This is a genomic window from Gilliamella sp. Nev6-6, assembly GCF_001690605.1.
Taxonomy (GTDB): domain Bacteria; phylum Pseudomonadota; class Gammaproteobacteria; order Enterobacterales; family Orbaceae; genus Gilliamella; species Gilliamella apicola_C.
Window position 1 is genome coordinate 1 of sequence record NZ_LZHP01000068.1, and the last position, 26267, is coordinate 26267.

General features: G+C 35.0%; 22 protein-coding genes, 1 rRNA gene and 1 pseudogene. 10 read left to right on the plus strand and 14 right to left on the minus strand.

Annotated elements, in window-relative coordinates:
• The 11 genes and pseudogenes from A9G42_RS08005 to tsaE all read right to left on the minus strand — a co-directional run.
• A 16S ribosomal RNA gene (locus A9G42_RS08005) occupies window positions 1–260 on the minus strand; the annotation flags it as partial.
• Between the two features lie 302 nt (window positions 261–562).
• A complete protein-coding gene (gene purT, locus A9G42_RS08010; RefSeq protein ID WP_065581574.1) occupies window positions 563–1744 on the minus strand; it encodes a formate-dependent phosphoribosylglycinamide formyltransferase in 1182 nt (393 codons plus the stop codon).
• A 92-nt stretch (window positions 1745–1836) separates the two neighbouring features.
• Window positions 1837–3135: an adenylosuccinate synthase gene (locus A9G42_RS08015; protein ID WP_065581573.1), complete on the minus strand. Its 1299-nt coding sequence runs from the start codon at window positions 3133–3135 to the stop codon at window positions 1837–1839.
• Window positions 3136–3155: 20 nt separating this feature from the next.
• The gene (gene hflC / locus A9G42_RS08020; protein WP_065653139.1) at window positions 3156–4115 is read right to left on the minus strand and encodes a protease modulator HflC; all 960 of its coding nucleotides are present in this window, start codon (window positions 4113–4115) and stop codon (window positions 3156–3158) included.
• Window positions 4116–4124: 9 nt separating this feature from the next.
• On the minus strand, window positions 4125–5357 hold the full coding sequence (hflK, locus tag A9G42_RS08025) for an FtsH protease activity modulator HflK (protein ID WP_065653140.1): 1233 nt from the start codon (window positions 5355–5357) through the stop codon (window positions 4125–4127).
• A 23-nt stretch (window positions 5358–5380) separates the two neighbouring features.
• Complete coding sequence (gene hflX, locus A9G42_RS08030) at window positions 5381–6676, minus strand: ribosome rescue GTPase HflX (protein ID WP_065653141.1); 1296 nt, start codon at window positions 6674–6676, stop codon at window positions 5381–5383.
• Between the two features lie 20 nt (window positions 6677–6696).
• Window positions 6697–6942 (minus strand): RNA chaperone Hfq, encoded by a 246-nt coding sequence (gene hfq / locus A9G42_RS08035; RefSeq protein WP_065567290.1) that lies wholly within the window; start codon window positions 6940–6942, stop codon window positions 6697–6699.
• A 279-nt stretch (window positions 6943–7221) separates the two neighbouring features.
• Window positions 7222–8133 carry a tRNA (adenosine(37)-N6)-dimethylallyltransferase MiaA gene (gene miaA, locus A9G42_RS08040; protein ID WP_065653142.1) on the minus strand — a complete coding sequence of 304 codons (912 nt, stop codon included), beginning with the start codon at window positions 8131–8133 and terminating at the stop codon, window positions 7222–7224.
• Window positions 8130–9980 (minus strand): DNA mismatch repair endonuclease MutL, encoded by a 1851-nt coding sequence (mutL, locus tag A9G42_RS08045; RefSeq protein WP_065653143.1) that lies wholly within the window; start codon window positions 9978–9980, stop codon window positions 8130–8132. Before mutL ends, miaA begins: the two co-directional genes overlap by 4 nt.
• A 20-nt stretch (window positions 9981–10000) precedes the next feature.
• A pseudogene (locus A9G42_RS08050) lies at window positions 10001–10705 on the minus strand (N-acetylmuramoyl-L-alanine amidase); the annotation flags it as partial.
• 62 nt (window positions 10706–10767) lie between these two features.
• Window positions 10768–11241, minus strand: a complete 474-nt coding sequence (tsaE, locus tag A9G42_RS08055; protein WP_065581566.1) for a tRNA (adenosine(37)-N6)-threonylcarbamoyltransferase complex ATPase subunit type 1 TsaE — start codon at window positions 11239–11241, stop codon at window positions 10768–10770.
• 132 nt (window positions 11242–11373) lie between these two features.
• On the opposite strand from tsaE, the gene tusB reads away from it, so the two are divergent.
• From tusB to A9G42_RS08070, 3 genes are all read left to right on the plus strand, one after another.
• On the plus strand, window positions 11374–11655 hold the full coding sequence (gene tusB, locus A9G42_RS08060) for a sulfurtransferase complex subunit TusB (protein WP_065581565.1): 282 nt from the start codon (window positions 11374–11376) through the stop codon (window positions 11653–11655).
• A gap of 118 nt (window positions 11656–11773) precedes the next feature.
• Window positions 11774–12337, plus strand: a complete 564-nt coding sequence (locus A9G42_RS08065) for a Sua5/YciO/YrdC/YwlC family protein (RefSeq protein ID WP_065581564.1) — start codon at window positions 11774–11776, stop codon at window positions 12335–12337.
• A 4-nt stretch (window positions 12338–12341) separates the two neighbouring features.
• Window positions 12342–13448, plus strand: a complete 1107-nt coding sequence (locus tag A9G42_RS08070; RefSeq protein ID WP_065653145.1) for an anhydro-N-acetylmuramic acid kinase — start codon at window positions 12342–12344, stop codon at window positions 13446–13448.
• A gap of 23 nt (window positions 13449–13471) precedes the next feature.
• Here A9G42_RS08070 and A9G42_RS08075 read toward each other — a convergent pair whose 3' ends face one another.
• Together A9G42_RS08075 and hda are read right to left on the minus strand one after the other, a co-directional pair.
• Complete coding sequence (locus A9G42_RS08075; protein WP_065567297.1) at window positions 13472–14251, minus strand: Cof-type HAD-IIB family hydrolase; 780 nt, start codon at window positions 14249–14251, stop codon at window positions 13472–13474.
• Between the two features lies 1 nt (window position 14252).
• The gene (gene hda / locus A9G42_RS08080) at window positions 14253–14936 is read right to left on the minus strand and encodes a DnaA inactivator Hda (RefSeq protein ID WP_065580053.1); all 684 of its coding nucleotides are present in this window, start codon (window positions 14934–14936) and stop codon (window positions 14253–14255) included.
• Window positions 14937–15937: 1001 nt separating this feature from the next.
• Between hda and mnmG the strand changes: the two genes are divergently transcribed.
• Both mnmG and rsmG read left to right on the plus strand, forming a co-directional pair.
• Window positions 15938–17830, plus strand: coding sequence for a tRNA uridine-5-carboxymethylaminomethyl(34) synthesis enzyme MnmG (gene mnmG / locus A9G42_RS08085; RefSeq protein ID WP_065588120.1), 1893 nt, complete (start codon window positions 15938–15940; stop codon window positions 17828–17830).
• Complete coding sequence (gene rsmG, locus A9G42_RS08090; RefSeq protein ID WP_065653146.1) at window positions 17808–18407, plus strand: 16S rRNA (guanine(527)-N(7))-methyltransferase RsmG; 600 nt, start codon at window positions 17808–17810, stop codon at window positions 18405–18407. The genes mnmG and rsmG overlap by 23 nt, the downstream gene beginning before the upstream one ends.
• Before the next feature lie 44 nt (window positions 18408–18451).
• Here the strand turns inward: rsmG and A9G42_RS08095 are convergent, their stop codons facing one another.
• Window positions 18452–19687, minus strand: a complete 1236-nt coding sequence (locus A9G42_RS08095; protein ID WP_065580051.1) for an N-acetylmuramoyl-L-alanine amidase — start codon at window positions 19685–19687, stop codon at window positions 18452–18454.
• A 444-nt stretch (window positions 19688–20131) separates the two neighbouring features.
• Between A9G42_RS08095 and miaB the strand changes: the two genes are divergently transcribed.
• The 5 genes from miaB (at window position 20132) to mrdB (ending at window position 26265) form a co-directional block, all read left to right on the plus strand.
• Window positions 20132–21559: a tRNA (N6-isopentenyl adenosine(37)-C2)-methylthiotransferase MiaB gene (gene miaB / locus A9G42_RS08100; protein WP_065581559.1), complete on the plus strand. Its 1428-nt coding sequence runs from the start codon at window positions 20132–20134 to the stop codon at window positions 21557–21559.
• Between the two features lie 105 nt (window positions 21560–21664).
• Entirely contained in the window at window positions 21665–22144 is a 480-nt protein-coding gene (locus A9G42_RS08105) for a zinc-ribbon domain-containing protein (RefSeq protein WP_065653147.1), read from the plus strand.
• 24 nt (window positions 22145–22168) lie between these two features.
• On the plus strand, window positions 22169–23200 hold the full coding sequence (locus tag A9G42_RS08110) for a PhoH family protein (RefSeq protein WP_065567304.1): 1032 nt from the start codon (window positions 22169–22171) through the stop codon (window positions 23198–23200).
• An 18-nt stretch (window positions 23201–23218) separates the two neighbouring features.
• A complete protein-coding gene (mrdA, locus tag A9G42_RS08115; protein WP_065653148.1) occupies window positions 23219–25156 on the plus strand; it encodes a penicillin-binding protein 2 in 1938 nt (645 codons plus the stop codon).
• A 2-nt stretch (window positions 25157–25158) separates the two neighbouring features.
• Window positions 25159–26265, plus strand: a complete 1107-nt coding sequence (gene mrdB / locus A9G42_RS08120) for a peptidoglycan glycosyltransferase MrdB (RefSeq protein ID WP_081302107.1) — start codon at window positions 25159–25161, stop codon at window positions 26263–26265.
• Window positions 26266–26267: the final 2 nt, after the last annotated feature.

A 26267-nucleotide genomic window follows, 5' to 3' on the forward strand; every position in this document is an offset into this window, starting at 1 on the left:
TTTACCCCACCTACTAGCTAATCCCATATGGGTTCATCAAATGGCGCATGGCCCAAAGGTCCCATGCTTTGGTCTCTCAACTTTATGCGGTATTAGCAGTCGTTTCCAACTGTTGTCCCCCTCCATTCGGCAGATCCCCATACTTTACTCACCCGTCCGCCACTCGTCATCAAGTGCAAGCACTCATGTTACCGTTCGACTTGCATGTGTTAAGCCTGCCGCCAGCGTTCAATCTGAGCCATGATCAAACTCTTCAATTTAAAGTTTGATGCTCAATAACTGTCTCTGACATATTCAAATGAATCTTCAGTGTCACTTATCAAGACTTAATTTTTAAGTCCATAGACTTTTCATTCTTCGTCTCGCAAGTGCCCACACAGATTGTCTGTTTCTTCTTTTTAAAGAGCTGACAGCCTTTTTAAATCAACTAACTTTTCGTTAATTTACTTCGCTGTCTCAAGGGTTGAGTATGTTACGCATTTCACTTGCCCACGTCAACCCCCTATTTCATAAAATTCTTTCTTTTCATTTCAAATGAATATTTTTTAGTCAAAATACAAGGTTAGAAGGTTATTTTTAGCTGATTAATTGCATTAACCGCTTTTTTAATTGCTTCTTCTACTGTTGCTGCTTTAGCTAAAGCAACTCCCATTCGTCTTATTCCGTTAACTTCAGATTTACCAAATAAGCGTAAATCAGTACCTGGAACATTTAATACTTTGTCCAAATTAGAAAAAGTAATGTGATCAGAGTTACCATTTGCTAACAATACCGCTGATGCACTTGGACCATATTGCTCAATTAAAGGTATTGGTAATCCTAAAATAGCTCTAGCATGCAATGCAAACTCTGAGATGTTTTGTGATATTAATGTAACCATACCTGTATCATGTGGTCTTGGTGATACTTCACTAAACCAAACCTGATCGCCTTTAACAAACAGCTCTACACCAAATACCCCATATCCCCCCAAAGCTTCGGTTATCTTCATAGCGATATTTTTAGCTAAACATAATGCATTAGCTGACATCTGCTGCGGTTGCCAAGATTCTCGATAGTCGCCTTTTTCTTGACGGTGGCCAATAGGTTCACAATATAAAACCCCGTTAATATGCCTAACAGTTAATAGCGTAATTTCATAATCAAAATCAACAAAACCTTCAATAATAACTTTACCCCTACCTGCACGGCCACCTTCTTGTGCATATTTCCATGAAGATTCAATATCAGCTTCACTTCTTACTAAAGATTGCCCTTTTCCCGAAGAACTCATTACAGGTTTAACTAAACAAGGGAAACCTATTTCTTTAACTGCAAGCTTATACTCGGCTTCATTTAATGCAAAACGATATGGTGAAGTTGGCAATTTGAGTTCTTCTGCGGCTAAACGACGTATACCTTCACGGTTCATGGTTAATTGCGTCGCTTTAGCTGTAGGAATAACTACAAATCCTTCTTTTTCTAATTCTAATAAAGTATCGGTGGCTATTGCTTCTATTTCAGGAACAATATAATTAGGTTTTTCTATCTCAATAATTTTTCTAAGCTCATCACCGTCTAGCATATTAATAATATGAGAACGATGTGCAACTTGCATAGCTGGCGCATTAGCATAACGATCAACAGCAATAACTTCACACCCAAAACGCTGCAATTCAATGACAACCTCTTTGGCTAATTCACCTGCACCACAAAGTAATACCTTTGTTGCACTTAATGATAATGGTGTTCCTATTTTTGCCATAATATTCTCTTATAGATTTATATCACTGTATTTTAATTAATAAGCTTAAAATAAAAATCGGGATAATTATCCCGATTTTTCTCAATTTAAAATTATACTGAATATGGATCTCGTAAAATCATAGTTTCACTTCGATCTGGCCCTGTTGAAATAATATCAATTGGTGTTTCGGTTAGTTCTTCAATCCGTTTTATATAGGCTTTCGCTGCTTGTGGTAAAGCATCATAACTTTTAACACCAAAAGTTGATTCACTCCAGCCTGGCATTGACTCATACACAGGCTTAACTAAGCCCCACTCTTCAGCAGACGCTGGAGCATTTTTTATCACATCTCCATTTGGTAATTGATAACCAATGCAGATCTTAACCTCTTTAAGCCCATCTAGCACGTCGAGTTTAGTTAAACAAAATCCAGATACAGAATTAAGTTGTACCGCTTTGCGAACAGCAACTGCATCAAGCCATCCTGTACGACGACGACGGCCTGTTGTTGCCCCAAATTCATTACCTTGCTTACAAAGGTACTCTCCTGTTTCATCAAATAATTCCGTTGGGAATGGACCAGCACCAACTCGTGTAGAATAAGCTTTAACAATACCTAATACATAGCCAACGTAACGTGGGCCAAAACCAGATCCCGTTGCTACGCCACCAGCGGTGGTATTAGAAGAGGTAACAAAAGGATAAGTACCATGATCGATATCAAGTAATGTACCTTGTGCACCTTCAAACATAATTCTCTCACCTTTTTTGCGTGCATCTTCTAAAAGAGAGGGAATATCAGCAATCATAGAAACTAAAATATCTGCTATTGCCAATGTATCATTTAGAACTTTTTGATAATCGACTGCTTCTGCTTTGTAGTAATTAACTAATTGAAAATTATGATACTCCATAACTTCTTGTAATTTTTCAGCGAAAGCTTGGCGATCACGTAAATCACCAACTCGAAGCCCGCGCCGAGCTACTTTGTCTTCGTAAGCAGGGCCAATACCACGCCCTGTTGTTCCAATTGCTTTGCTACCACGGGCTTTTTCCCGAGCTTGGTCTAACGCAATATGGTAAGGTAAAATTAAAGGACATGATTCAGAAATAAGGAGCCTGTCTTTAACAGGAATACCGCTATTTTCTAGCTCTTTCATTTCTTTCATTAAAGCATCAGGGCAAAGTACTACACCATTTGCAATAATACTTATCACATCATTGCGTAAAATTCCTGATGGAATTAAATGTAATACTGTTTTTTCACCATTAATCACTAATGTATGACCAGCATTATGCCCACCTTGATAACGAACAACATATTTTGCTTTTTCTGTGAGTAAATCAACAACTTTACCTTTGCCTTCATCACCCCATTGTGTACCTAGCACAACAACATTATTACTCATAGATTATTTATCTCATTCTGTTATTTATTAGATTTTAATTTCATATATTGAAAAAATTGACTATCAGGATTAATGACCAAAATATCATGACCTGTAAAGCTTTGTTCGTAAGCTTTTAAACTACGAATAAAACTAAAAAACTCCATATCTTTACCAAAAGCATCAGCATAAAGTTTAGCTGCATTTGCATCACCTTCACCACGAATAGATCGAGATTGGCGTTCAGCTTCAGATAAAATCTTTGTAACTTCTAGTGTAGTCTCTGCTCGTATTTCATCAGCCTTTTTAACCCCTTGGAAACGTTGGTTTTGTGCGACAACTTTCCGAGCTGCTTTCATTTTTTCATAAATTGAATTAGATATTTCCTGAGGAAAATTAACTTTCTTTATACGGACATCAATGACTTCAACACCAAAAGATCTCATACTAGTTTTATTATTTTCAGAATCTTTTTCAACCTCGCTAATAGTCTCTTCAATAGATTCACTTTTGACCGCTTCTTGTGCTGTGCCATTTAAAGCATCTTTTACACGTGTCATAATAGAATTGCGAGAGTTATTATTGGTGTCATTAATAATATCAACGATATCTAATTTACCCACTTCGGCTCTTAAACGGCCATTTAACCGAGCAAGCAATAGGTTTTCAACACTATTACCGCCCGCAATAGTTTCATAGTACCGATTAAAATCAACAATCTTCCATTGTACAAAATAATCAATAACTAAATCTTTATTTTCACGTGTTATAAACTTTTGTTCCTTACCAACATTATCAGAACTATTTGTTGTTTGAATTTTAGAATCAACAACTTTTACATTATCCATCCCAGGGATTTTAAAATGTAATCCAGGATCTGATAATCTTATAATTTTATTAAATCGTAAAACTATACCCCTAGTTCCTTCTTCAATAACATAAGCACTAGAAAAAAACACACCAATTAAAATAAATATTATAGGAATCAATAACTTGCGCATACTTTCTCCTTATCTTCCCATAAATCGCGCAGTTCGCGTACTATTGCTGGTGCTAATGGTATTATTTGTATTACTATTAACCTCTTTTGATAATTCTTGTGTCGTCTGAGGTTGATGTTTTATTGTTTCAGAAGAGAGCACCATATTAGAATTATATTCACTATTTTCATTTAATAACACCGTTGGTTCAGAATGCTTTTCATTTGTATCTTTCAATAGTTGCTCTAGAGGTAATATCATTAAATTTCCGCTTTTATCATTAACCAAAATTTTTTTCGTTTTAGCCAATACTCTTTCCATAGTTTCAATATATAAGCGTTCTTTAGTAATTTCTGGTGCAGCCTTATATTGTGGTAAGATTTTTTCAAAACGAGCGACATCACCAGCAGCTTCAAGTTCTACTTTAACTTTATAAGCATTTGCATCTGCTAGAATTCTTGCAGAACGACCTTCTGCTTGTTGAACTTGCTTAACTTTTTCAGCAACCGCTTTATTTATTTCACGCTTTTTATCTTCTTGAGCATTCATTGCATCGTTAAAAGCTTCTTGTACAGCTTCAGGAGGACGAGCTGATTGGAAATTAAGATCCACTATACTAATTCCCATATCATAATGATTAATCACATTAACCAACTCATCTTTAGTGCGAGTTTCTAATGCGGAACGCCCATCAGTTAAAATATCATCCATACTTGAGCTGCCTACTTCTGTGCGTAAAGCACTATCTGCAGCTTGTTGTAGACTGTCTTTAACATTAGTGACTTTAAATAAATATTTTATAGGATCGTTGATACGATATTGTACATTCATCTCAACAAAGACCAAATTTTGATCTGTTGTTATCATAAACCCATTTACATTAAAATTGTGCGTACCTTGTGTATCAACTTTATACACTTTGTCAATTAATGGTGGACTCCAATTTAATCCAGGTTGAATAATTTCGGGCTGAACTTGACCAAATCGGGTAATAACACCACGTTCGCTTTGATTAATAGTGTAAAACCCATTCCCTCCCCAAATAAGAGCAAGAACAATTATTATAGCACCAACAATTTTCGACGCATCCATCGGTAATTTAATGCCTGATGAACCGTTATTATGGTTACCTGAATTACTTTTCTTTAAGAGGTCTTTAATTTTATCAAATAAATCACCTAATGAATTATTGGGTGTTTTTTTGTTATTGCCTCCCCATGGATCATTATCTTGTCCGTTATTTCCGGGCTGATTCCACGCCATATATTATATGCTCCATTTAACAATTAGTTATTATTTTGCTTATTGATTAAGTATAACAGATCTGGTTCTTGTTTACAGAGGCGATTCCATTCAATAGAGGGAATTCTCACATCTAAATGAAAACTACCATCCTCATTAATAAGTTCATGTTCAACCGCATTTAACTGATATAAACGGCTCCTTAGTTTTGCTAAGCAAGCTGGCAAGCTTAAATGGCAAACTTGAATTTGCTTAGCTAATCTTTCTTTCAAAGCAATAAATAATTGATCTAATCCTAAACCATTTTGTGCAGAAACCCAAACTCGAATTGGCATACCATTTTCATCTCGATCAATACCTGGTTGTTTACCCTCAATTAAATCGATTTTGTTCATAACGAGTAATGTTGGTATTTCGTGAGCATCAATTTCAAGCAAGACTTCATCAACAGCATGCATATTATCCAATAAATTAGGATCCGCTGCGTCAACAACATGTAATAATAAAGTGGCTTCTTGAGTTTCAAGTAGTGTTGCTTTAAAAGCCGCAATAAGATCATGTGGCAAGTGACGAATAAAACCGACCGTATCCGCTAAAACAACTTCACCAACATCATCAACAACGATTCGTCGCAGCGTTGGATCGAGTGTAGCAAATAACTGATTAGCAGCATATACATCAGCCTTTGTTAAGGCATTAAATAGTGTCGATTTTCCGGCATTTGTGTAACCAACTAAAGATATTGTTGATAGATCAGCTTTATTTCTTGACTGACGATTTTGATTTCGCTGTTTTTCAACTTTAGCCAACCTTGATAAAATTAATTGAATACGATGGCGAATCAATCGTCTATCAGTTTCTAATTGAGTTTCACCAGGACCACGTAAGCCAATACCACCTTTTTGCCGTTCTAGATGAGTCCAACCTCGCACTAATCGTGTCGAAAGATGTTGTAACTGAGCTAGCTCAACTTGCAATTTACCTTCATGCGTTCTAGCTCGTTGGGCAAAAATATCAAGAATTAATCCTGTTCTATCCACAACGCGGCATTTACATAGTTGTTCTAAGTTACGTTCTTGAGAAGGAGTTAAAGTATGATTGACTAAAATAACAGAAGCATCGAGTTGTTTAACTTTTTCAGCTATTTCTTGTGCTTTACCTTCACCAATGAAATATTTGGCTTGCGGCGATTTTCTTGAGGTCGTCACAATATCGAGAATCTCTATTCGAGCAGAAGAAACTAATACTTCAAACTCTTTAAGATCCTCAATATTGCTTTCTTGAGGGAAAAATACATGGACTAATAAGGCAGTCTCACCGCCTTTATATCGCTCAAACAATCAGAATCTCCACTGAAATATCAGCTTTCACTTCCCTCTTCAGGCTGAGATACGAGTCCAGAAATAGGTCTAGAAGGTACGACCGTCGAAATGGCATGTTTATATACCATTTGGCTTACAGTATTTTTTAGCAAAATAACAAACTGATCGAATGATTCAATTTGCCCTTGTAGCTTAATACCATTAACTAAATAGATTGATACAGGAATATGCTCTCGACGAAGCAAATTTAAATAAGGATCTTGTAATGACTGCCCTTTTGACATAAGTTTATCCTTTAAAAAGTAATTATATGAAGATAAAATAAATACACTTATAAATAATCAATGTATTTTTACATACTATTTCAGATACATCTAGTATCTACCAAAATAACATAAAAAGCACTTCTCTTGAACCAATCATATAAAATTTATGCACAAATAACTAAATTTTTAATAAATTTAAACCAAAAATATAAAAAAAACACAAAAAATAGATAATTTTTTTGCATAAATTTATCTATGTTACAATTATATACTATAAACCACTATGAAGATTACTAATCATAATATTTTTTGGAAAATTGAATCCATATTATCATTATTTAACCATGTAATAGGTTGCTTCCAACCACGAAGCCAAGTGATTTGTCTTTTCGCTAATTGTCGTGTAGCACAAATACCTTTAAATATCATTTCATCATAACTTATATCACCATTTAAATATTCCCACATCTGCCGATAGCCGACACAACGAATAGCGGGCAAATTTAAATGCAAATCAGATCGTTGCATAAGCGCTTTTACTTCATTCTCAAATCCTTGATCTAACATCTGTAAAAAACGCTGCTCAATACGCTCATGTAACTGTGCCCGATCTTGCGGCATAATAGCAAACTGCATAATATCATAAGGTAATGCTTCACCGCTTTCTTTTGTCAGTTCCGTTAGACTCTTACCCGAGATTAAATAGACTTCTAAAGCACGATTAAGGCGCTGTGGATCGTTAGGATGAATTCTTTCAGCTGAAATTGGATCGATTTTCTTAAGTTCTTCGTGGATCGCTTGCCAACCTAATTTATTGGCTTTTTCTTCTATTTGTTCACGAATTTCATAATTGGCAGCAGGAAGCGGTGAAAGGCCTTCAATCAAAGCCTTAAAGTAAAGCATTGTTCCACCAACTAACAATGGAATCCGACCTTCTTTTAAGGTTTTTTCAATTTCAACAATGGCATCATGCCTAAAATTTGCTGCTGAGTAGCTCTCTGCTGGATCACAAATATCAATTAGTTTATGCGGGTATTTTTGTTGCTCTTCTTGAGTTGGTTTTGCTGTTCCAATGTTCATGCCACGATAAATAAGTGCAGAATCGACACTAATAATATCAATTGGATAACGATCATAAAGCGCCATAGCAAATGCGGTTTTACCCGATGCCGTTGGTCCCATTAACGAAATAATTTTTGGTTTATTCATAATAAAATTGATTGAGTTAGAGATTGCATATCTATTGGATATAAAAATGATTCTTGTTGTAACAAATTAATATCTATCTGCTCTAACTGTGCTAATAATTGAATTACCTTAGATCCTCCCCAAACCTCAGTACAACTATCACAGTACTGGTTAGCTAACCAAGCAGCAATTTGAGTTGGATTGAATACTTCCTTTTCAGATGATGAGATAAAACTAATTAAAGCAGGTAAAATTTGTTGCCAGTTCATTGCTCGCAACATTTTAGGCACGTTTTGTAAATACAATTTAGCTTTATCAATATAAAACTCAAAACCTAAAAAATTTAACTGAGGTTGATAAGTAGATACAATTTGTTGCTCTTTATGATTAATTAAAATTGTTAATGGAATAAGCAATTTCTCAGAGTCTTGCGATAATAATTTAATTGCAACAACTTTTTGCTGCGCAATTGGCAATTTCATTAACATGAGTTTTTGTTGATTATCTTCAAACTTTTCAAGCAATGCTATATCCGGCTGAATAACAGTTAACACCCGACCAAATTGTACTAATGATGAGTTATCAAGCTGTTGTTGTAATGATTGTAATGGTATATTTCGCTTAGGAAATAAAGCTTCGATAACCGCTTTTTGTGGCTCAGTTACTTCATGTTCTTCTGTCGATAAAAGCGTTTTTTTCGGCTCCGATTTTTCCACATCTTGAGCAAGATCAACATTCACCAACTGACCATACAACGCATTTTCTTTTGCATAATTGCTTGGTTTTTTCGATAACTGGCTACTTGCTTGATAAATTTTTGGTGCTGTTTGTTGGTTAAAGATATTATCACCAGCTGCTTGCCTATTAGGAGGTATTGTTACTTTTTCTTCCACTTCGGTTAAATTTGACCCAAGCGCCATTACAATAGCTTGATAAACAAAATCATGAACAAGCCTTGCTTCATGAAAACGCACTTCATGCTTAGCTGGATGAACATTAACATCAACTTGTTTTGGATCTATCTGTAAAAACACCACATAGCTTTGTTGTTCATTAGTACGACTGATGTAAGCCTGACGCAGTGCATGATTAAGTAATTTATCTTTGATGACTCGCCCATTAACATAAAAATACTGCAAATCACTACTTTCACTACTGGTGACCCAACCTTGAATGAGTAAATCATCATGCTGCCAATCTAATTTGACAGCTTTTTGCATAAATGCACGCCCGCACACCAATTCGACTCTTTTTTCAAGGGTGGATGAACGATACTGCTTAACCAATTTACCATTATGTTGTAAATTAAAGGTAACATCAGGTCGTGCAAGTGCAATACGCCGAACAAACTCTTCGATATGCATAAACTCAGTTTTTTCTGTTTTTAAAAAACGACGTCTTGCCGGTGTATTATAAAACAGATCAAGTACTTCGACAGTCGATCCTACAGGATGGGCAGCAGGTTTAATGATCGGTTTCATATCACGCCCCTCTGCATAAACTTGCCATGCTTCGGATTGTTCAACAGTACGTGAAGTTAATGTTAATCGAGCCACCGAGCTTATACTTGCAAGCGCTTCCCCACGAAATCCAAGACTAATAATAGCATCTAAATCATCTAATTTACTGATTTTACTTGTCGCATGACGAGCAAGCGCCAGCGCTAATTCATCTTTAGCAATGCCACAACCATTATCACGAATACGGATTAATTTACAGCCACCTTGCTCAAGGTCAATATCAATTTGAGTACTACCCGCATCAAGACTATTTTCAACTAACTCCTTAATAACTGACGCTGGACGTTCTACTACTTCACCTGCAGCAATTTGGTTAGCTAATTGCGGCGATAAAATATGAATTGCCATTAATGCTGTTCTCCAAATTTTGGATTTTGTTTAATATAATTTTTGATACCTTGATAAATAGCGTTAGCGATTTTCTCTTGGTGGGCATTATTACTTAGTAGTCTTTCTTCATCCTCGTTAGAGATAAAGCCAACTTCAACTAAAATTGATGGAATATCTGGCGAACGTAATACACCTAAACTTGCATGTTCTGGAACAGATTTATGCAATGGTATTGTTCCTTTCATCGCTTTTAAGACTTGCATTGCTAACTGATATCCCACTTGTTGAGAATAAGAAAACTGTAGATCTAATACTGCTTGACTTAAATGAGGATCATGATCATCACTAAGCGCATCACCAGCACCACCTAGTAATTGAGACTGTTTTTCACCTTTTTCAAGCCAACGCCCCAGCTCTGTATCTGCACGCTGAGTTGACAATACCCAAATTGAAGCCCCCGTTGCATTCCTATTTGGCGCAGCATCAGCATGAACTGAAACTAATAAATTAGCTTTATTTTTACGAGCAATTTCTGAACGTTGCGAGACAGAAATAAAATTATCACTGTCACGAGTCAGTACACCTTTAAAATTAGTATCTTTATTTAATAAGTTGGTCAGTTTTTTAGCAATTGAAAGCGTAACTGTTTTTTCATATAACTTATTTTGTCCTATTGCGCCCGAATCTTTACCGCCATGCCCCGCGTCAACAGCAATCACAACTTTGGTTGCATAAGCAGAGCTACAAAGCAGTACTAACATAAAAAAAATAAGTAATTTTTTCATTGTCTTTTAATTGTTTATTTTTATTGTGATAAATTAAGAATCACTTGGCCTTTTTCGCTTTTTGCTTGTACACAAGCAGTGCGTTCAAGCGCTAAATAAGCTAAATGAATTTCGAGATCAACATTAGGCAAGATACCGCCTGCTCGCTCAGGCCACTCAATTAAACAAATCGATCGAGAAACAAAATATTCACGAATGCCCATAAACTCTAATTCTTCAGGGTCACAAAGCCGATACAAATCAAAATGATAAACTGAAAAATTATCAAAATGATAGGGTTCTACTAATGTATAAGTTGGGCTTTTTACGTTACCTTTATGGCCTAATTGTTGTAAAAAACCGCGACTAAAAGTTGTTTTTCCTGCGCCAAGATCGCCAATTAAATGGATAACAATTGTATCATCATGCTTAGACAAATAGTTTAAACACTGTTTGGCAAGTTTGCTACCAAACAAAATCGTTTGGTGCTCATTGGTTAAAATAATCGGTTTCATGATGAATTCTTTGCTCAATAATGATCTCTTATTATATACTAATAACCATTAAAGATGTACTAAACAAGATAACCTAGATTTTGTAAAAAACTTACAGGAAAACCTACGTTTCATTGTAAAAAGTGAAAAATAATGTTACATACTATTTCAACAGCAAATCCATTAGCTCTAGATCCACAACAAATATCCGCTCAAGATGCCATATTATTTTGGCAAAATGGGGTTGTTCTAGCTATCAAAAACAACCCATTATTAAATGATATTATCAGTAAAACGACGCATTGTTATATCATCAACAGCGATATTCAAGCTCGTGGGCTAAATGATATTATCGATTCAAGGCTTAAAATTATCAATATGCAACAAGTTGTTGAACTAACTGCTAGCTATTTTCCACAGATAAATTGGGAATAACAACAGCACATTAAGCTTACCATTAGCGGTGTTTAAAAACTAAATAATACCCATTTGCCAAACCTAAAACTGAGGTTTAATATAAATATTAACTGTAATCTGATTGTATTTAAATTTAATGGCTAATTTATTAACGCTATCGCAAATCAATAATTGTTTAAAAAATGGTGAAGTGATTGCTTACCCAACTGAAGCTGTTTTTGGTCTAGGCTGTGATCCCAATTGCGAATCAGCGGTATTAAAACTATTACAACTAAAACAGCGATCAATAGATAAGGGGTTGATTCTAATTGCCAGCCATTACCAACAACTCATACCTTATATAGATGAATCAACTATCACCAACGAACAAAAAAAGTTAGCCCTTACTAATTGGTCTGAGCCCATTACTTGGGTTTTCCCTAAAAATAAAAATACACCATATTTTTTGACTGGTAAATTCGATTCTATTGCTATACGGGTCACAAATCATCCTGTCGTTTGTAAACTTTGTGATCTTTATGGCAAACCAATAGTTTCAACTAGTGCTAACATTTCTGCTCATCCTCCTTGTAAAACAGCTATCGAAGTTGCCAAACAGTTTGGTCCAGATTTCCCTATTTTAGATGGTGAAACAGGTCACCGTTCACAGCCATCACAAATAAAAGACATTAAAACAGGTCAAATTTTTCGGCAAGGATAACGTTATGCAAAATTTATATATAGGTGTGATGTCCGGTACCAGCATGGATGGAATTGATATAGCTTTAGTGAATATTACCGAAAAAAAAGTTAAATCAATAGCAAGTGCATGCTATCCAATACCCAGCAATTTAAAACAGCATTTACTAACATTGTGTGAAACCAAGCAAACCTCATTACAAAATTTAGGTGAAATAGATCACAAGCTTGGTAAACTTTTTGCCAATAGTATAAATAACTTTTTAGAAAATAATAAGATAGATAAAAAACAAATTAAAGCCATTGGCTGTCATGGACAAACAATTTATCATGCACCAAACAGTAACAATCCATTTACCCTACAAATTGGCGATGCCAATATTATTGCCGCAAAAACAGGCATTACGACTATTGCTGATTTTCGCCGTAAAGATATGGCTTATGGTGGGCAAGGCGCACCACTCGTTCCAGCTTTCCATAAAGCTATATTGCAAAATAAACATATAAATCGCGTAATATTAAATATAGGCGGAATAAGTAATATTTCAGTACTAATTCCTAATCATACAGTTATTGGATATGACACAGGCCCAGGTAATGTGTTACTTGACGGTTGGATAAAGCAGCATTTAGGAAAAAACTATGATAAAAATGGATTATGGGCAAAAACAGGTAAAATAAACCAAGACTTATTAAACCTTTTATATAAAGAAGACTATTTTCAAATGCCCGCTCCCAAAAGTACCGGACGGGAGCTGTTTAACTTACCGTGGCTACATAAAAAATTAGCAGGAACACATTTAAAAGCACAAGATATTCAAGCAACACTGGTTGAATTTACCGCTTTATCCATTGCCAATGAAATTAATAAATTAAAGATACAAAGCACGTTACCTTGTGAACTTTTAGTTTGCGGTGGGGGAGCGAAAAACCCGCTTATCATGCAAAGATTATCGGCATTATTACCTTTATGGTCAGTATTAACCACAGACACAAAAGGCATAAACGGTGATGATATGGAAGCAATCGCTTTTGCTTGGCTTGCTTATTGTAAAATAAATAATCTTCCCTCCAATATTCCTGAAGTAACTGGCGCAAACCAAGCGGTTTGTTTGGGGGTTATTTATCAATAAACTAAAAAATAGATGAAAGTTAATTAAATCAATCCAAATTTTTGTAATGCTTTTGCTATCCCATCATTATTGTTAGTATCTGTTATATATTCAGCTTTATCTTTTAACGTATCAACAGCATTCCCCATAGCAATAGGGTGATCAACAGTTAAGAACATTTCAAAATCATTCATACCATCACCAAATGCATAAGTTGGTACATCAGAAAATCCCTTAGTTTGAAGCAACTGAGTAATACCATAACCTTTAGATCCTCCATGATTAAAAACATCAACACAGTAAGGCGTATTACGAATAAAAGTTAGCTCAGGAAAAACATCACGATAATGCAATTCACCTTCCTCACACAATAATAACAACATCTGGATAGGTTCTTTTAAATAAATCTGATCATCAACGGGAGGGACGGGTTGCTTAAGGTAATGATAAAACTTCTCAGCCGGTTGACTATGGGCTGATACACGCATCAATTCATCATTATAAAAGGATAAAGGAATATTCATTTTTTGTTTAGAATATTGATATATTCTTGCTATCACCTCTTTATCAATATCATTTGTAAAAACTTTTTCACCTTTATATAAAACAACCTGCCCATTCATACCAACAATGGAATCAATCTGAGTTCTTTTCATTAAATTAATAACTTCACAAGGTGTTCGGCCTGTAGCTATCATTGGAGTAATATTATTTTGTTTTAATTTTTTTATAGCTTCAATAGAACTAGGTAATATATCAATCTGACTATTAAATAGTGTGCCATCTAAATCAAAAAAAACGATAGCTTCAGGTTTTTCATTCATATTACAAATCCAAAATATGTTTAATAAAAGGAATAGTTAATTTCCGTTGTTGTGCAAGCGTTGCAACTTCAAACTTTTCTAACAAAGAAAATAATGTGCGCATATCACGGTTAACACGTTTTAATAAAAATAACCCAACTTCTGTAGATAATTCAAAACCACTTAATTGTGCTCTTAATTGTAAAGCTTTAAGCTTATCATCATCACTAAGTTCTTTTAATTGATAAACTTGTCCCCAAGATAACCGAGAAACTAAATCAGGTAATATAAAAGAAATTTGTTTAGGAGGTGCACTTGCCGTTATCAGTAATTTACTCACATTTTTTTCAGTCAAACGATTAAATAAATCAAAAATAGCCTCTTCCCAATCTCGATGGCCAGCTATTGCATCAATATCATCTAAACAGACTAAATCATAATTATCTAACCCCTGTAAAATTTCAGGTACTAAATGATAATATTGCTTCAACGGGATATAACTAGCTAATTTGTTTTGGCTTGATGCGTGTAAAAGGTGCGTCCGACCCGCAGCGCTAACCGACCATATATAAAAGATATTAAACCCCTCTTTACCTAATAAGGATTGCAATGAATCAGACAATAATCGATTATCGCCTACATAAAAACTATCAAAAGTTTCATTATTGGGTAACGAAAAAGGTAAAGGCAACTGCGAAAGAGTAATAAAATAACCTCATAATAAAAATACAATTATGTTAAGTATAAATTTGCTTTTACAAAAATCAATCACTTTTGTAGAAAAGAAAAATATCCTGCCCCTTAAATTATTTAATGTGTACTTTAATTGCACAAAAACAGGCTAATCTACTTTTTAATAGATAAACTAAGGCTAAATCAAATCCTCTCTATTTATATAAATATAATTTGCTTATTATAAAATAGTTTAACCATCTTACCCACAAAAAAATGGCTATACTAAATTTATTTTTTAATAATAATTTTCCTCGACAGCAATGAGTGCAAGTGCTAATAATTCGATCATCAGGCTTAACGCATAAAGTTCATAAAGATCTTTTGCAATCACAGCTACCTTACCACCTAATAGAAAAGGACAATCGTCTATTCAACCAAGATAAATTGCACTAGCAATTCCTTTTTCCAATAAGGTAAAACAGGCTCAGTAGGTGATACCACCATATGTGAGCGATTATTTTAGATTAAATGTTATAGAAAAGTTTTATACTAATATGCCTTGATCGCACATTGATCTTTTCAACTGATCCTATTAGATATTTTAAAATAGATCATCGGTACAAGTATAAAATTCAAGCAAACGAACTTATTTTTTTGTGGATAACTCTGTGATAAATTAGGATCACAAGCTGTTATAATCGCATTAATAACTTAAATCAAAAAAACATCTGTGGATAAATTTAGTAGTTATCAACAAGTATACACAAAAAAAAGATCCGATCAATTCACAGAATTGGATCACAAATAAGATCTTATAAAATATCTATAAAAATAAGTTATCAACAAAAAGGATCCTCTTTAATAGTAATAAAAATAAAAGATCATCTTAAAGATCTTATTTAATTTAGATCGCGATCAAAATAGATCATTTGACGTAATCGAAAAGATGAGTAAAATTCCCTACGCTAAATAACTAGATCACAGGATCTAAATTAGCGATCATCTATACACAAATAAATACGAGGCTTTTTTATGTTTTATCCAGATCTTTTTGATGTCATCGTGGTTGGTGGTGGTCATGCAGGAACAGAAGCCGCAATGGCATCAGCGAGAATGGGACGAAAAACACTGCTTTTAACCCATAATATCAATACATTAGGACAAATGTCCTGTAATCCTGCTATTGGCGGTATAGGTAAAGGCCATTTGGTAAAAGAAATTGATGCTATGGGTGGTCTAATGGCACATGCTATTGATCATGCAGGGATCCAATTCAGGATCTTAAACAGTAGTAAAGGACCTGCTGTGAGAGCAACGAGAGCACAAGCAGACAGATCACTGTACCGTAAAGTGATCCGCACTACTCTTGAAAATCAAGAAAATTTAATGCTCTTTCAACAATCTGTTGAAGACGTGATCATTGAAAACGATCAAATAACAGGTGTCAAAACACAAATGGGCATTTCATTTAAAGCTAAAGCTGTTGTTTTAACAACAGGTACTTTTTTAGATGGAAAAATTCATATAGGACTTGATAATTATAGTGGTGGTCGCACAGGGGATCCGGCATCAATAGGTTTATCAAAATCATTACACCAATATCCTTTTAGAATGGGACGACTAAAAACAGGTACGCCACCACGAATTGATGCGAGAACAATTGATTTTTCAAAACTAGGCACCCAATATGGTGATGATCCTGTACCCGTATTTTCATTTTTAGGTAATGCAAGTGAGCATCCTAAACAGATCCCTTGTTATATAACAAGTACTAACGAAACAACCCACGAGATCATTCGAAACAGCTTAGATCGTAGTCCTATGTATACCGGGGTAATTGAAGGTGTAGGACCTAGATATTGCCCATCAATTGAAGATAAAATAATGCGCTTTGCTGATCGAAATTCGCATCAGATCTATTTAGAGCCTGAAGGATTAGACAGTAATGAAATCTATCCAAATGGGATCTCAACAAGCTTACCGTTTGATGTACAACTCGCATTTGTACGTAGCATGAAAGGATTAGAAAATGCCAACATTGTAAGACCTGGTTATGCGATCGAATATGATTATTTTGATCCAAGGGATCTTAAGCCAACACTGGAAAGCAAAGTGATCAAAGGGCTATTTTTAGCGGGACAGATCAATGGTACAACAGGCTATGAAGAAGCTGCTGCACAAGGTATGCTTGCTGGCTTAAATGCAGCGCGTTTTGTTTTTGATCAAGATCAATGGTATCCAAGTCGCGATCAAGCTTATTTAGGTGTGTTAGTTGACGATCTTTGTACACTTGGTACTAACGAACCTTATCGCATGTTTACCTCGCGTGCTGAATATCGTTTAATGTTACGTGAAGATAATGCTGATATTCGTTTAACAGAAATAGGCCGTAAGCTAGGGATGGTTGATGATTATCGTTGGCAGCGCTTTAACGAAAAATTTGAAGCAATCGAGCAAGAGAGAGCGCGTTTACGCGATATTTGGGTACATCCTCATATTGAAACGATTGATGAAGTCAATGCTGTTTTAAGCGCTAATTTAACCAAAGAAGCTAATGGTGAAGAGTTACTTAAGCGACCAGAAATGAGTTATAACACATTGAAAAAGCTTTCTTTATTTTCACCTGGATTATCAGATACACAAGCTGCAGAACAGGTTGAAATTCAAGTTAAATATGACGGTTATATTAAATTGCAAATTGAAGAAATTGAACGTCAAAAACGCAATGAACAAACACTTATTCCTGAACATATTGATTATGCCGAAATATCTGGATTATCGAATGAAGTTGTGGCTAAATTAAAACAACACAAGCCTGTTTCTATTGGGCAAGCGTCGCGTATTTCTGGTATTACGCCAGCTGCTATTTCAATGTTGTTGGTTTATTTAAAAAAGAAGAATTATGTTAAAAAAGAAACTTATTAATCTTATTGATCAAACGGATCTTTTGATCACTGAATCACAAATAGATCAATTGATCCATTATGTTGAAATGCTCAACAAATGGAACAAGGCTTATAACTTAACGGCGATCCGCGATCCTAATGATATGTTAGTAAAGCATATTATCGATAGCTTAATTGTATCACCTTATTTAACAGGTAAAAGCTTTATTGATGTAGGAACAGGTCCTGGTTTACCAGGTGTTCCCTTAGCGATTATTAATCCTGAAAAACAATTTGATTTAGTTGATAGCTTAGGCAAGCGTATTCGCTTTTTAAAGCAGGTACAGTTTGAATTAAAATTAACAAACATAAATCCTGTGCAAAGTCGTATTGAAGAGTACACTGCAAAAAAATTTGATGGGGTTATCAGTCGTGCATTTGCCTCTTTGCAAGATATGCTAAGTTGGTGTAAACACCTTCCTAATGAGCAAGGGCTTTTTTATGCATTAAAGGGAAGTGATATTGATTCCATTCCTAATGGTTTTACGCTTAAACAAAATATTAAATTAACTATACCTGAATTAAATGCTGAAAGATGTTTAGTTATTATTAAGTAGCTTTATACTAAAGTGTCTACATAATTTTAAACATCTTTACTAGGTTAATTTTTACGTTTTTTTAGGTAGGCTTTTATACCATCAACAATTGCCTTAGATACTTGATTTTGAAAAGCTGCTGTTCTTAATTTCTTTTCTTCGGTAGTATTACTAATAAAAGCAGTTTCTACTAAAACAGACGGGATATCTGGTGCTTTTAGTACCGCAAATCCTGCTTTTTCAAGAGAAGGTTTATGCAGCTTATTAATCTTCTTCATTTGGCTTAAAATAGCATTACCCAGTAAAACCCCATTATTTAAAGTTGTTTTTTGCACTAAATCTAAAATGGTATTGTCCAAATATTTATCGCCACTACGACTTACTCCCCCAATTTGGTCGGCTTCATTTTGGGTTTGTGCCAGATAGCTTGCTGCAGAACTACTTGCCCCACGTGTTGATAATGCAAAAACGGAAGATCCACCAACTGAACGATTAGCAAATGCATCAGCATGGATAGAAATAAAAAGATCTGCATGCAAAGATCGTGCTTTAGCTACTCGTACTTTTAAAGGTATAAACACATCTTCATTACGCGTCATATAAACTTTTATGTTGGGCTCTTTTTTTAGCAAATTGTAAGTGCGACGTGCAATTTGTAAAACAATGTCTTTTTCACGGGTTTTATTATAGCCTATAGCACCGGGATCTTCACCGCCATGCCCTGGATCTAACATAACAACAATTGGCGCGTTTTTCTTTTTATTAGCCGGTGTTTTTATTTCAGATTGTTTTTTATTAAGATTTCCAGATTTATACTCTTCTAACAGAGCAAGTAAAGGATCAGCATCGGAAGTTGAAGCGGGTTTAGATGGATAAAGATCCATCACCAAACGATGCTTAAATTTCGCAATTGGCGATAAAGTAAAAGTATTTGGTTGGACGCCTTGTTTTAATTCGATCAGTATTCTAACCGTTTTTGGGTCACGTTGAACAACACGTATCGATTTAATATAAGGATCGTTTTTTAAAACTTTTGAAGATATATTTTTTAATGTTGTATTTAAATTGACATCACTGATATCAATTGCGATTCTTTCGGGGTTACTCAATAAAAAATGCTTGTATTTTAAACTAATATTGGATTCTAAAGTGATCCTAGTATAAGTAGATGAAGGCCAAACTCGCACAGCAACAATTTGTGCCATTGAAGCAGCAAAGCCTACACGAGTGACAGATAATAAACAAGTCGCAAGAATACCTTTAACTAATAGGCGCTTTGTAGGACTGAATGTTTCTGACATATTTAATCTAAACACTTTATTTTCTATATGAGTTAATCGCGAATAATAACATAAAATATAAAGATATTAAAAAGAATGATTCTTATCTTTATCTGATTTTTTTATAAAATAACCTATCCATTTTTTATGTTATAGCGATATTATTTTTTCCTTTTCTAAGATCAATGTTAGATTTTATTGTTATAAAAAGTTGGTATGGATCTTAAAACGCCATTAAATGCAATTATTCAATTAACAGTTTTTTTTTATAATCATCTATATTAATTGAAAATTTTTTACTGTATTTTCAAATCATTTTATAAAAGCTTATATAATGCTTTATTTTGGGTTGCTATGCTTATTTTATTATAGACCCTACATTCACAAAAGATTACAATATGGCTCGCTAAAATCACGGATTTAAACCCGTTTTCATTTTAACAATTAAATATAGCTGAGTTATTGATGAGCAAAAAATTACATATCAAAACTTGGGGCTGCCAAATGAATGAGTATGACTCAACAAAAATGGCTGATCTCCTTGAATCTACCCATGGTTTAACATTAACAGACAATGCCGAAGAAGCGGATATTTTATTACTAAATACCTGCTCTATTCGAGAAAAAGCTCAGGAAAAGGTTTTTCATCAATTAGGTCGTTGGAAAAATCTTAAACAACATAATCCAAATATCATTATTGGTGTTGGTGGTTGTGTTGCCTCGCAAGAAGGTGCACATATTCGTAAACGCGCCCCTTTTGTCGATATTATTTTTGGGCCTCAAACTTTTCACCGTTTACCTGAAATGATTGAACAGATTCGAAGTGGTAATGGTAACCATGTCGTTGATGTCAGCTTTCCTGAAATTGAAAAATTTGATCGTTTGCCAGAGCCTCGTAGCGAAGGACCTACTGCGTTTGTTTCTATTATGGAAGGGTGCAATAAATATTGCACTTATTGCGTCGTACCTTATACTCGCGGTGAAGAAGTTAGCCGACCTTGTGATGATGTCATTTATGAAATTGCACAACTGGCTGAACAAGGTGTGCGTGAAGTCAATCTATTAGGTCAAAATGTCAATGCTTATCGTGGCCCCACATTTGATGGTGATATTTGTTCCTTTGCTGAGTTATTACGCTTAGTTGCAGCCATTGATGGTATCGATCGTATACGTTTTACAACTAGTCATCCAATTGAATTTACTGATGATATTATCGATGTTTATCGTGATACGCCAGAGCTTGTGAATTTTTTACATTTGCCAGTACAAAGTGGCTCAGATCGTGTATTAAATTTAATGAAACGTACACATACTGCGCTTGAATATAAATCCATTATTCGAAAATTACGTAAAGTGCGCCCAGACATTCAAATTAGTTCTGATTTTATTGTTGGTTTCCCAGGTGAAACACAAGAAGACTTTGAGCAAACAATGAAGCTAATTGCCGAAGTCAATTTTGATTTAAGTTATAGCTTTGTTTATTCAGCGCGTCCAGGTACACCCGCTGCTGAAATGGAAGATAATGTTTCAGAAGAAGAGAAGAAGCAGCGCCTTTACATTCTTCAAGAACGAATCAACCAACAAGCCATGCAATTTAGCCGTCGTATGTTAAATACTGTACAACGTATTTTAGTTGAAGGTCCATCCAAAAAAGACCTTATGGAATTAACCGGTCGAACGGAAAACAATCGAATTGTTAATTTTGCAGGTCGTCCTGATATGATTGGTAAGTTTGTTGACGTTGAAATTACTGATGTTTATCCAAATTCACTACGTGGTAGAGTTGTTCGTACTGAAGATGAAATGGATTTACGAGTTAGTGAATCGCCAATGTCAGTTATTTCTCGCACTCGTAAAGAAAACGAGCTAGGGGTCGGTATCTATCAACCTTAAAGTAGTAATCATTAAGCCACAATGTGAGTGGCTTTTCATATTTTTTATAAAATAATAAAGATAATAAAATAACTTACGGATGAATTTAAAGGAAAAGAAAATAATATGTTTATAATATTTGGAACTCGCGGAAGAGAAGTTAACGAACATAGTGGACAATTTAATTGCCCAAATTGCTGTTCGCAACAAAACACCACTACCGATGAAAAAAAACAAAAATATACACAAATAAAAGTGGCAAAATATTTTACGCTATTTTTTATTCCTATTTTTAGTTACGAAACATTAGGACGTTATATAAAGTGTAATGAGTGCAATAGTGATTACAACGAAAACGTACTGGAATATGTGCCACCAACATTTGAAGAACAAGTTGCATCATATGTTGAACAAGAGTTAAAAAGTGGAACACCTATTTCAATGGTAATTAATAAACTAAAAGCACAAGGTCTTGATCAAGATCAATCCCAACGTGCTGTTGATCATGTTGTTTCTGGTAATATTGTGACATGTCATCATTGTAATATGGACTTTTTAACAGGTATTGAAAAGTGTTCTTTATGTGAAGGGCACATTAAAAGTTAGTTTTAATTATTTGAGGGCTTACATTTGAATATCATAACACATGAAACTATGCTTGACCCCGCTGATAATCAGCGACTTAATAGCCTTTGTGGCCCTTATAATGACAATATTAAGCAGCTAGAGCGTAGACTAGGTGTTGAGATTAATCATCGTGGTAATTTATTTTCAATAACTGGCGATCGGATTTGTGTCAAAGCAGCCAATGATATTTTACAATCTCTTTATAAGCAAACTAAAGCCAAAGATAAAATCATTGATATCGAGCCAGAACAAATCCATCTAGCAATTAAAGAGTCTGGCGCGCTAGAAAAGGCAAGTGAGCATTTACCTGCTTATATTGATCATCAAGGCGGCAAGCTGGTAATGATAAAAACTAAGCGAGGCATCATTAAACCAAGAACGGCAAATCAAGCACAATATATTGCCCATGTTTTAGATTATGATATCTCGTTTGGGATAGGGCCTGCTGGCACAGGTAAAACCTATTTAGCGGTAGCCGCAGCAGTTGATGCGCTTGAAAAGCAACAAATCCGCCGCATTGTATTGACTAGACCAGCGGTTGAAGCTGGTGAAAAATTAGGTTTTTTGCCTGGCGACTTAAGTCAAAAAGTCGATCCTTATTTACGTCCACTTTATGATGCGTTATTTGAAATGCTCGGATTTGAAAAAGTTGAAAAACTAATTGAAAAAAGTGTGATTGAAGTTGCACCACTTGCCTATATGCGTGGGCGAACTCTTAATGATGCTTTTATTATTCTTGATGAAAGCCAAAATACCACCATTGAACAAATGAAAATGTTTTTAACTCGCATAGGTTTTAATTCTAAAGCGGTAATAACAGGCGATATTACCCAAATTGATTTACCACGCCATCAAAAGTCGGGTTTACGGCATGCTATTGAAGTATTGAGTCAAGTTGATGAAATTAGTTTTAATTTTTTCAATAGTGAAGATGTAGTCCGTCATCCAGTGGTTGCCAGAATTGTTAATGCTTATGAAAAATGGGAAGAACAACAGCAGAATATTAAACAGCAACATACGGAAAGTAGTATATAAAGGAGTCTTATTATTCCTATTTCACGTAAAAAAGAAAAAACGGTAATTCGAGATCATTCTGCCGAAGCAAATTTATTTCTTCGTAGGGCGCTATTTGCATTCGTTACGATTATTTTAATGGTCATTATTTTGCTTGGTAATTTAGCAGATTTGCAAATTGCTAATTTTAGTTATTACAGTACAAAATCCAATAATAATCGAATTGAAATTATACCTATCCCACCTAGCCGCGGCATGATTTATGATCGTAATGGCACACCTTTGGCAATTAATAACATCACATATCAGCTTAATATCATTCCTGATAAAACAAAAAACCTTAATGAACAATTCAATGAATTAAAAAAAATTGTTGGCTTGACTGATGAAGATATTGAGATGTTTCAAAAAGAACGACGCAATTATAAAGCTCATCGCCCAGTACCGCTAAAAGAAAATTTGACCAAAAAACAAATAGCGCGTTTTGTTGTGGATCAACATCGCTTTCCATTTGTTTCTATTGTGGGGATACAGCATCGTTATTACCCTTATGGTGCATCACTGACTCATATTCTTGGCTATATTTCTAAAATTAATAGCCAAGATAAACAGCGCTTAGATGATGAAAATAAGTCCAGCGATTATGTCGCTACGTTTAATATTGGTAAAATGGGGATAGAAAGGTATTATGAAGACGTATTACACGGAACCCCAGGTTATGAAAAGGTTGAAGTTAATAGCCGAGGTCGTATTGTTCGTCAAATAAACAAACATCCACCACAAGCTGGTGAAGACATCTATTTATCTATTAACCTTAAATTACAGCTTTATATAGAGCAATTATTAGCAGGGCGTAAAGCGGCAGTGGTTGCTATGGATCCTAATAATGGTGAGGTTTTAGCTTTAGTTTCTAGTCCAAGTTATGATTCCAATCTATTTGTTGGTGGTATATCGAGTGTAAAATATAGCGAATTACTCAAAGATCCTAGTAAACCTCTATTTAATCGCGTGTTACTTGGCGCTTATCCACCAGCTTCGACCGTTAAACCTTTTATTTCTATTGCCGCTTTGAGTGAAGGGGTTATCACGCCAAAAACTGTGGTTGATGATCCTGGTTGGTGGCAATTACCTGGTACTGAGCGACGTTATCGAGATTGGCTTAAATGGGGGCATGGTCGGGTTGATGTATTAAAGGCCATTGAAGAATCGGTTGATACTTACTTTTATAAAGTTGCTTATGATATGGGTATCGATCGCTTAAACTTATGGATGGCTAAGTTCGGTTATGGTAAACGCACCGGTATTGATATTTCACCAAACGAAGAAACCCGTGCCGTTATGCCGAGCCGTGAATGGAAAATAAAGCGTCATAAAAAATCTTGGTTACAAGGTGATACCATTCCTGTTGGTATTGGTCAAGGTTATTGGACTGCAACCCCAATGCAAATGGTTAAAGCGCTAACGACTTTAATTAATAATGGTAAAACCTATACACCGCATTTTTTATTATATAAAAAGAGCGATATTTTAAACGCTAATAAACGGCAACCAGAGATTAATTCAGATAATTATATTGAAACAACTAGTTTAGGTGATATTAACCCAGCTTATTGGGCACTTGCTAAGGAAGGTATGCACCGAGTGATGTTTGGATCAAGAGGAACGGCACGTAAGATTTATGCTGATGCAAAATATCAGGCTGCAGGTAAATCAGGTACTGCGCAAGTTTATGGTTTGAAGCAAGATGAAGTCTATAATGCTCATAAGATCCCAGAGCATTTACGTGATCATGCATTATTTATTGCTTATGCCCCTTATGATAAACCCAAAATAGCGCTAGCGATTGTATTAGAAAATGGTGGCGGTGGTAGCTCAAACGGTGGCGCTGTTGCTCGTAAAATCTTAGATTTTTACCTTCTAGGTAATGATTCAACACAGCTAGATGAGCCATCACCCAATGACGGAACTGAAGATTAATGATGAATAATAGCAAAAAATCTTTTTGGCAAAAGATACACATCGATCCCTTATTTTTTTTATTTATTACGCTATTACTTGGCTATAGCCTCTATATTCTTTGGAGTGCATCGGGTCAAAATATCGATATGATGCAAAAACGAGTCATTCAAATATTACTAGGTTTTGCTGTAATGATTATTTTAGCTCAGTTTTCACCTAGGGCTTATGAAAAATGGGCGCTGTATCTATATATTGTTTGTATTATCATACTATTACTAGTTGATATTTTTGGTTACACCAGTAAAGGCGCACAGCGTTGGTTGGATTTAGGTATTTTACGATTTCAACCTTCAGAAATAGCCAAAATAGCCGTGCCATTAATGGTAGCAAAATTTATTCACCGAGATGGGTGTCCGCCGCCATTAAAAACCACATTACAAACACTAGCTATCATTGGTGTGCCAGCATTACTTGTTGCGATGCAACCTGACTTAGGTACAGCAATATTAATTGTTATGTCAGGCATTTTTATTATATTTTTAGCGGGCATGAATTGGCGTTACATTCTTGTTGCATTAATTTTAATCGCTGTCTTTTTACCGATTATGTGGTTCTTTTTAATGCATGATTACCAGCAAAAACGCGTATTAATGTTGATTAATCCCGAACTTGATCCTAGCGGAGCAGGTTATCATATCATTCAATCTAAAATAGCAATTGGATCGGGCGGTCTATGGGGTAAAGGCTGGTTACAAGGCACACAATCGCAACTTGAATTTTTACCTGAGCGACATACCGATTTTATCTTCTCCGTTATTGCCGAAGAGTTTGGTTTTGTCGGCTCTATTGTTTTGCTTATTCTCTTTTTATGTTTAATTGTACGAGGGCTTATTATTGCCGCTCAGGCACAAACCACCTTTGGTCGAATACTTTCTGGTGGGCTGATTTTAGTCTTTTTTATTTATGTGTTTATTAATATTGGTATGGTCAGTGGAATCTTACCAGTAGTTGGTGTACCATTACCGCTAATAAGTTATGGTGGCTCTTCTTTAGTCGTATTAATGGCAAGTTTTGGCATTATGATGTCTATTCACACACATCGATATATGTTATCTAAAAATATTTAACG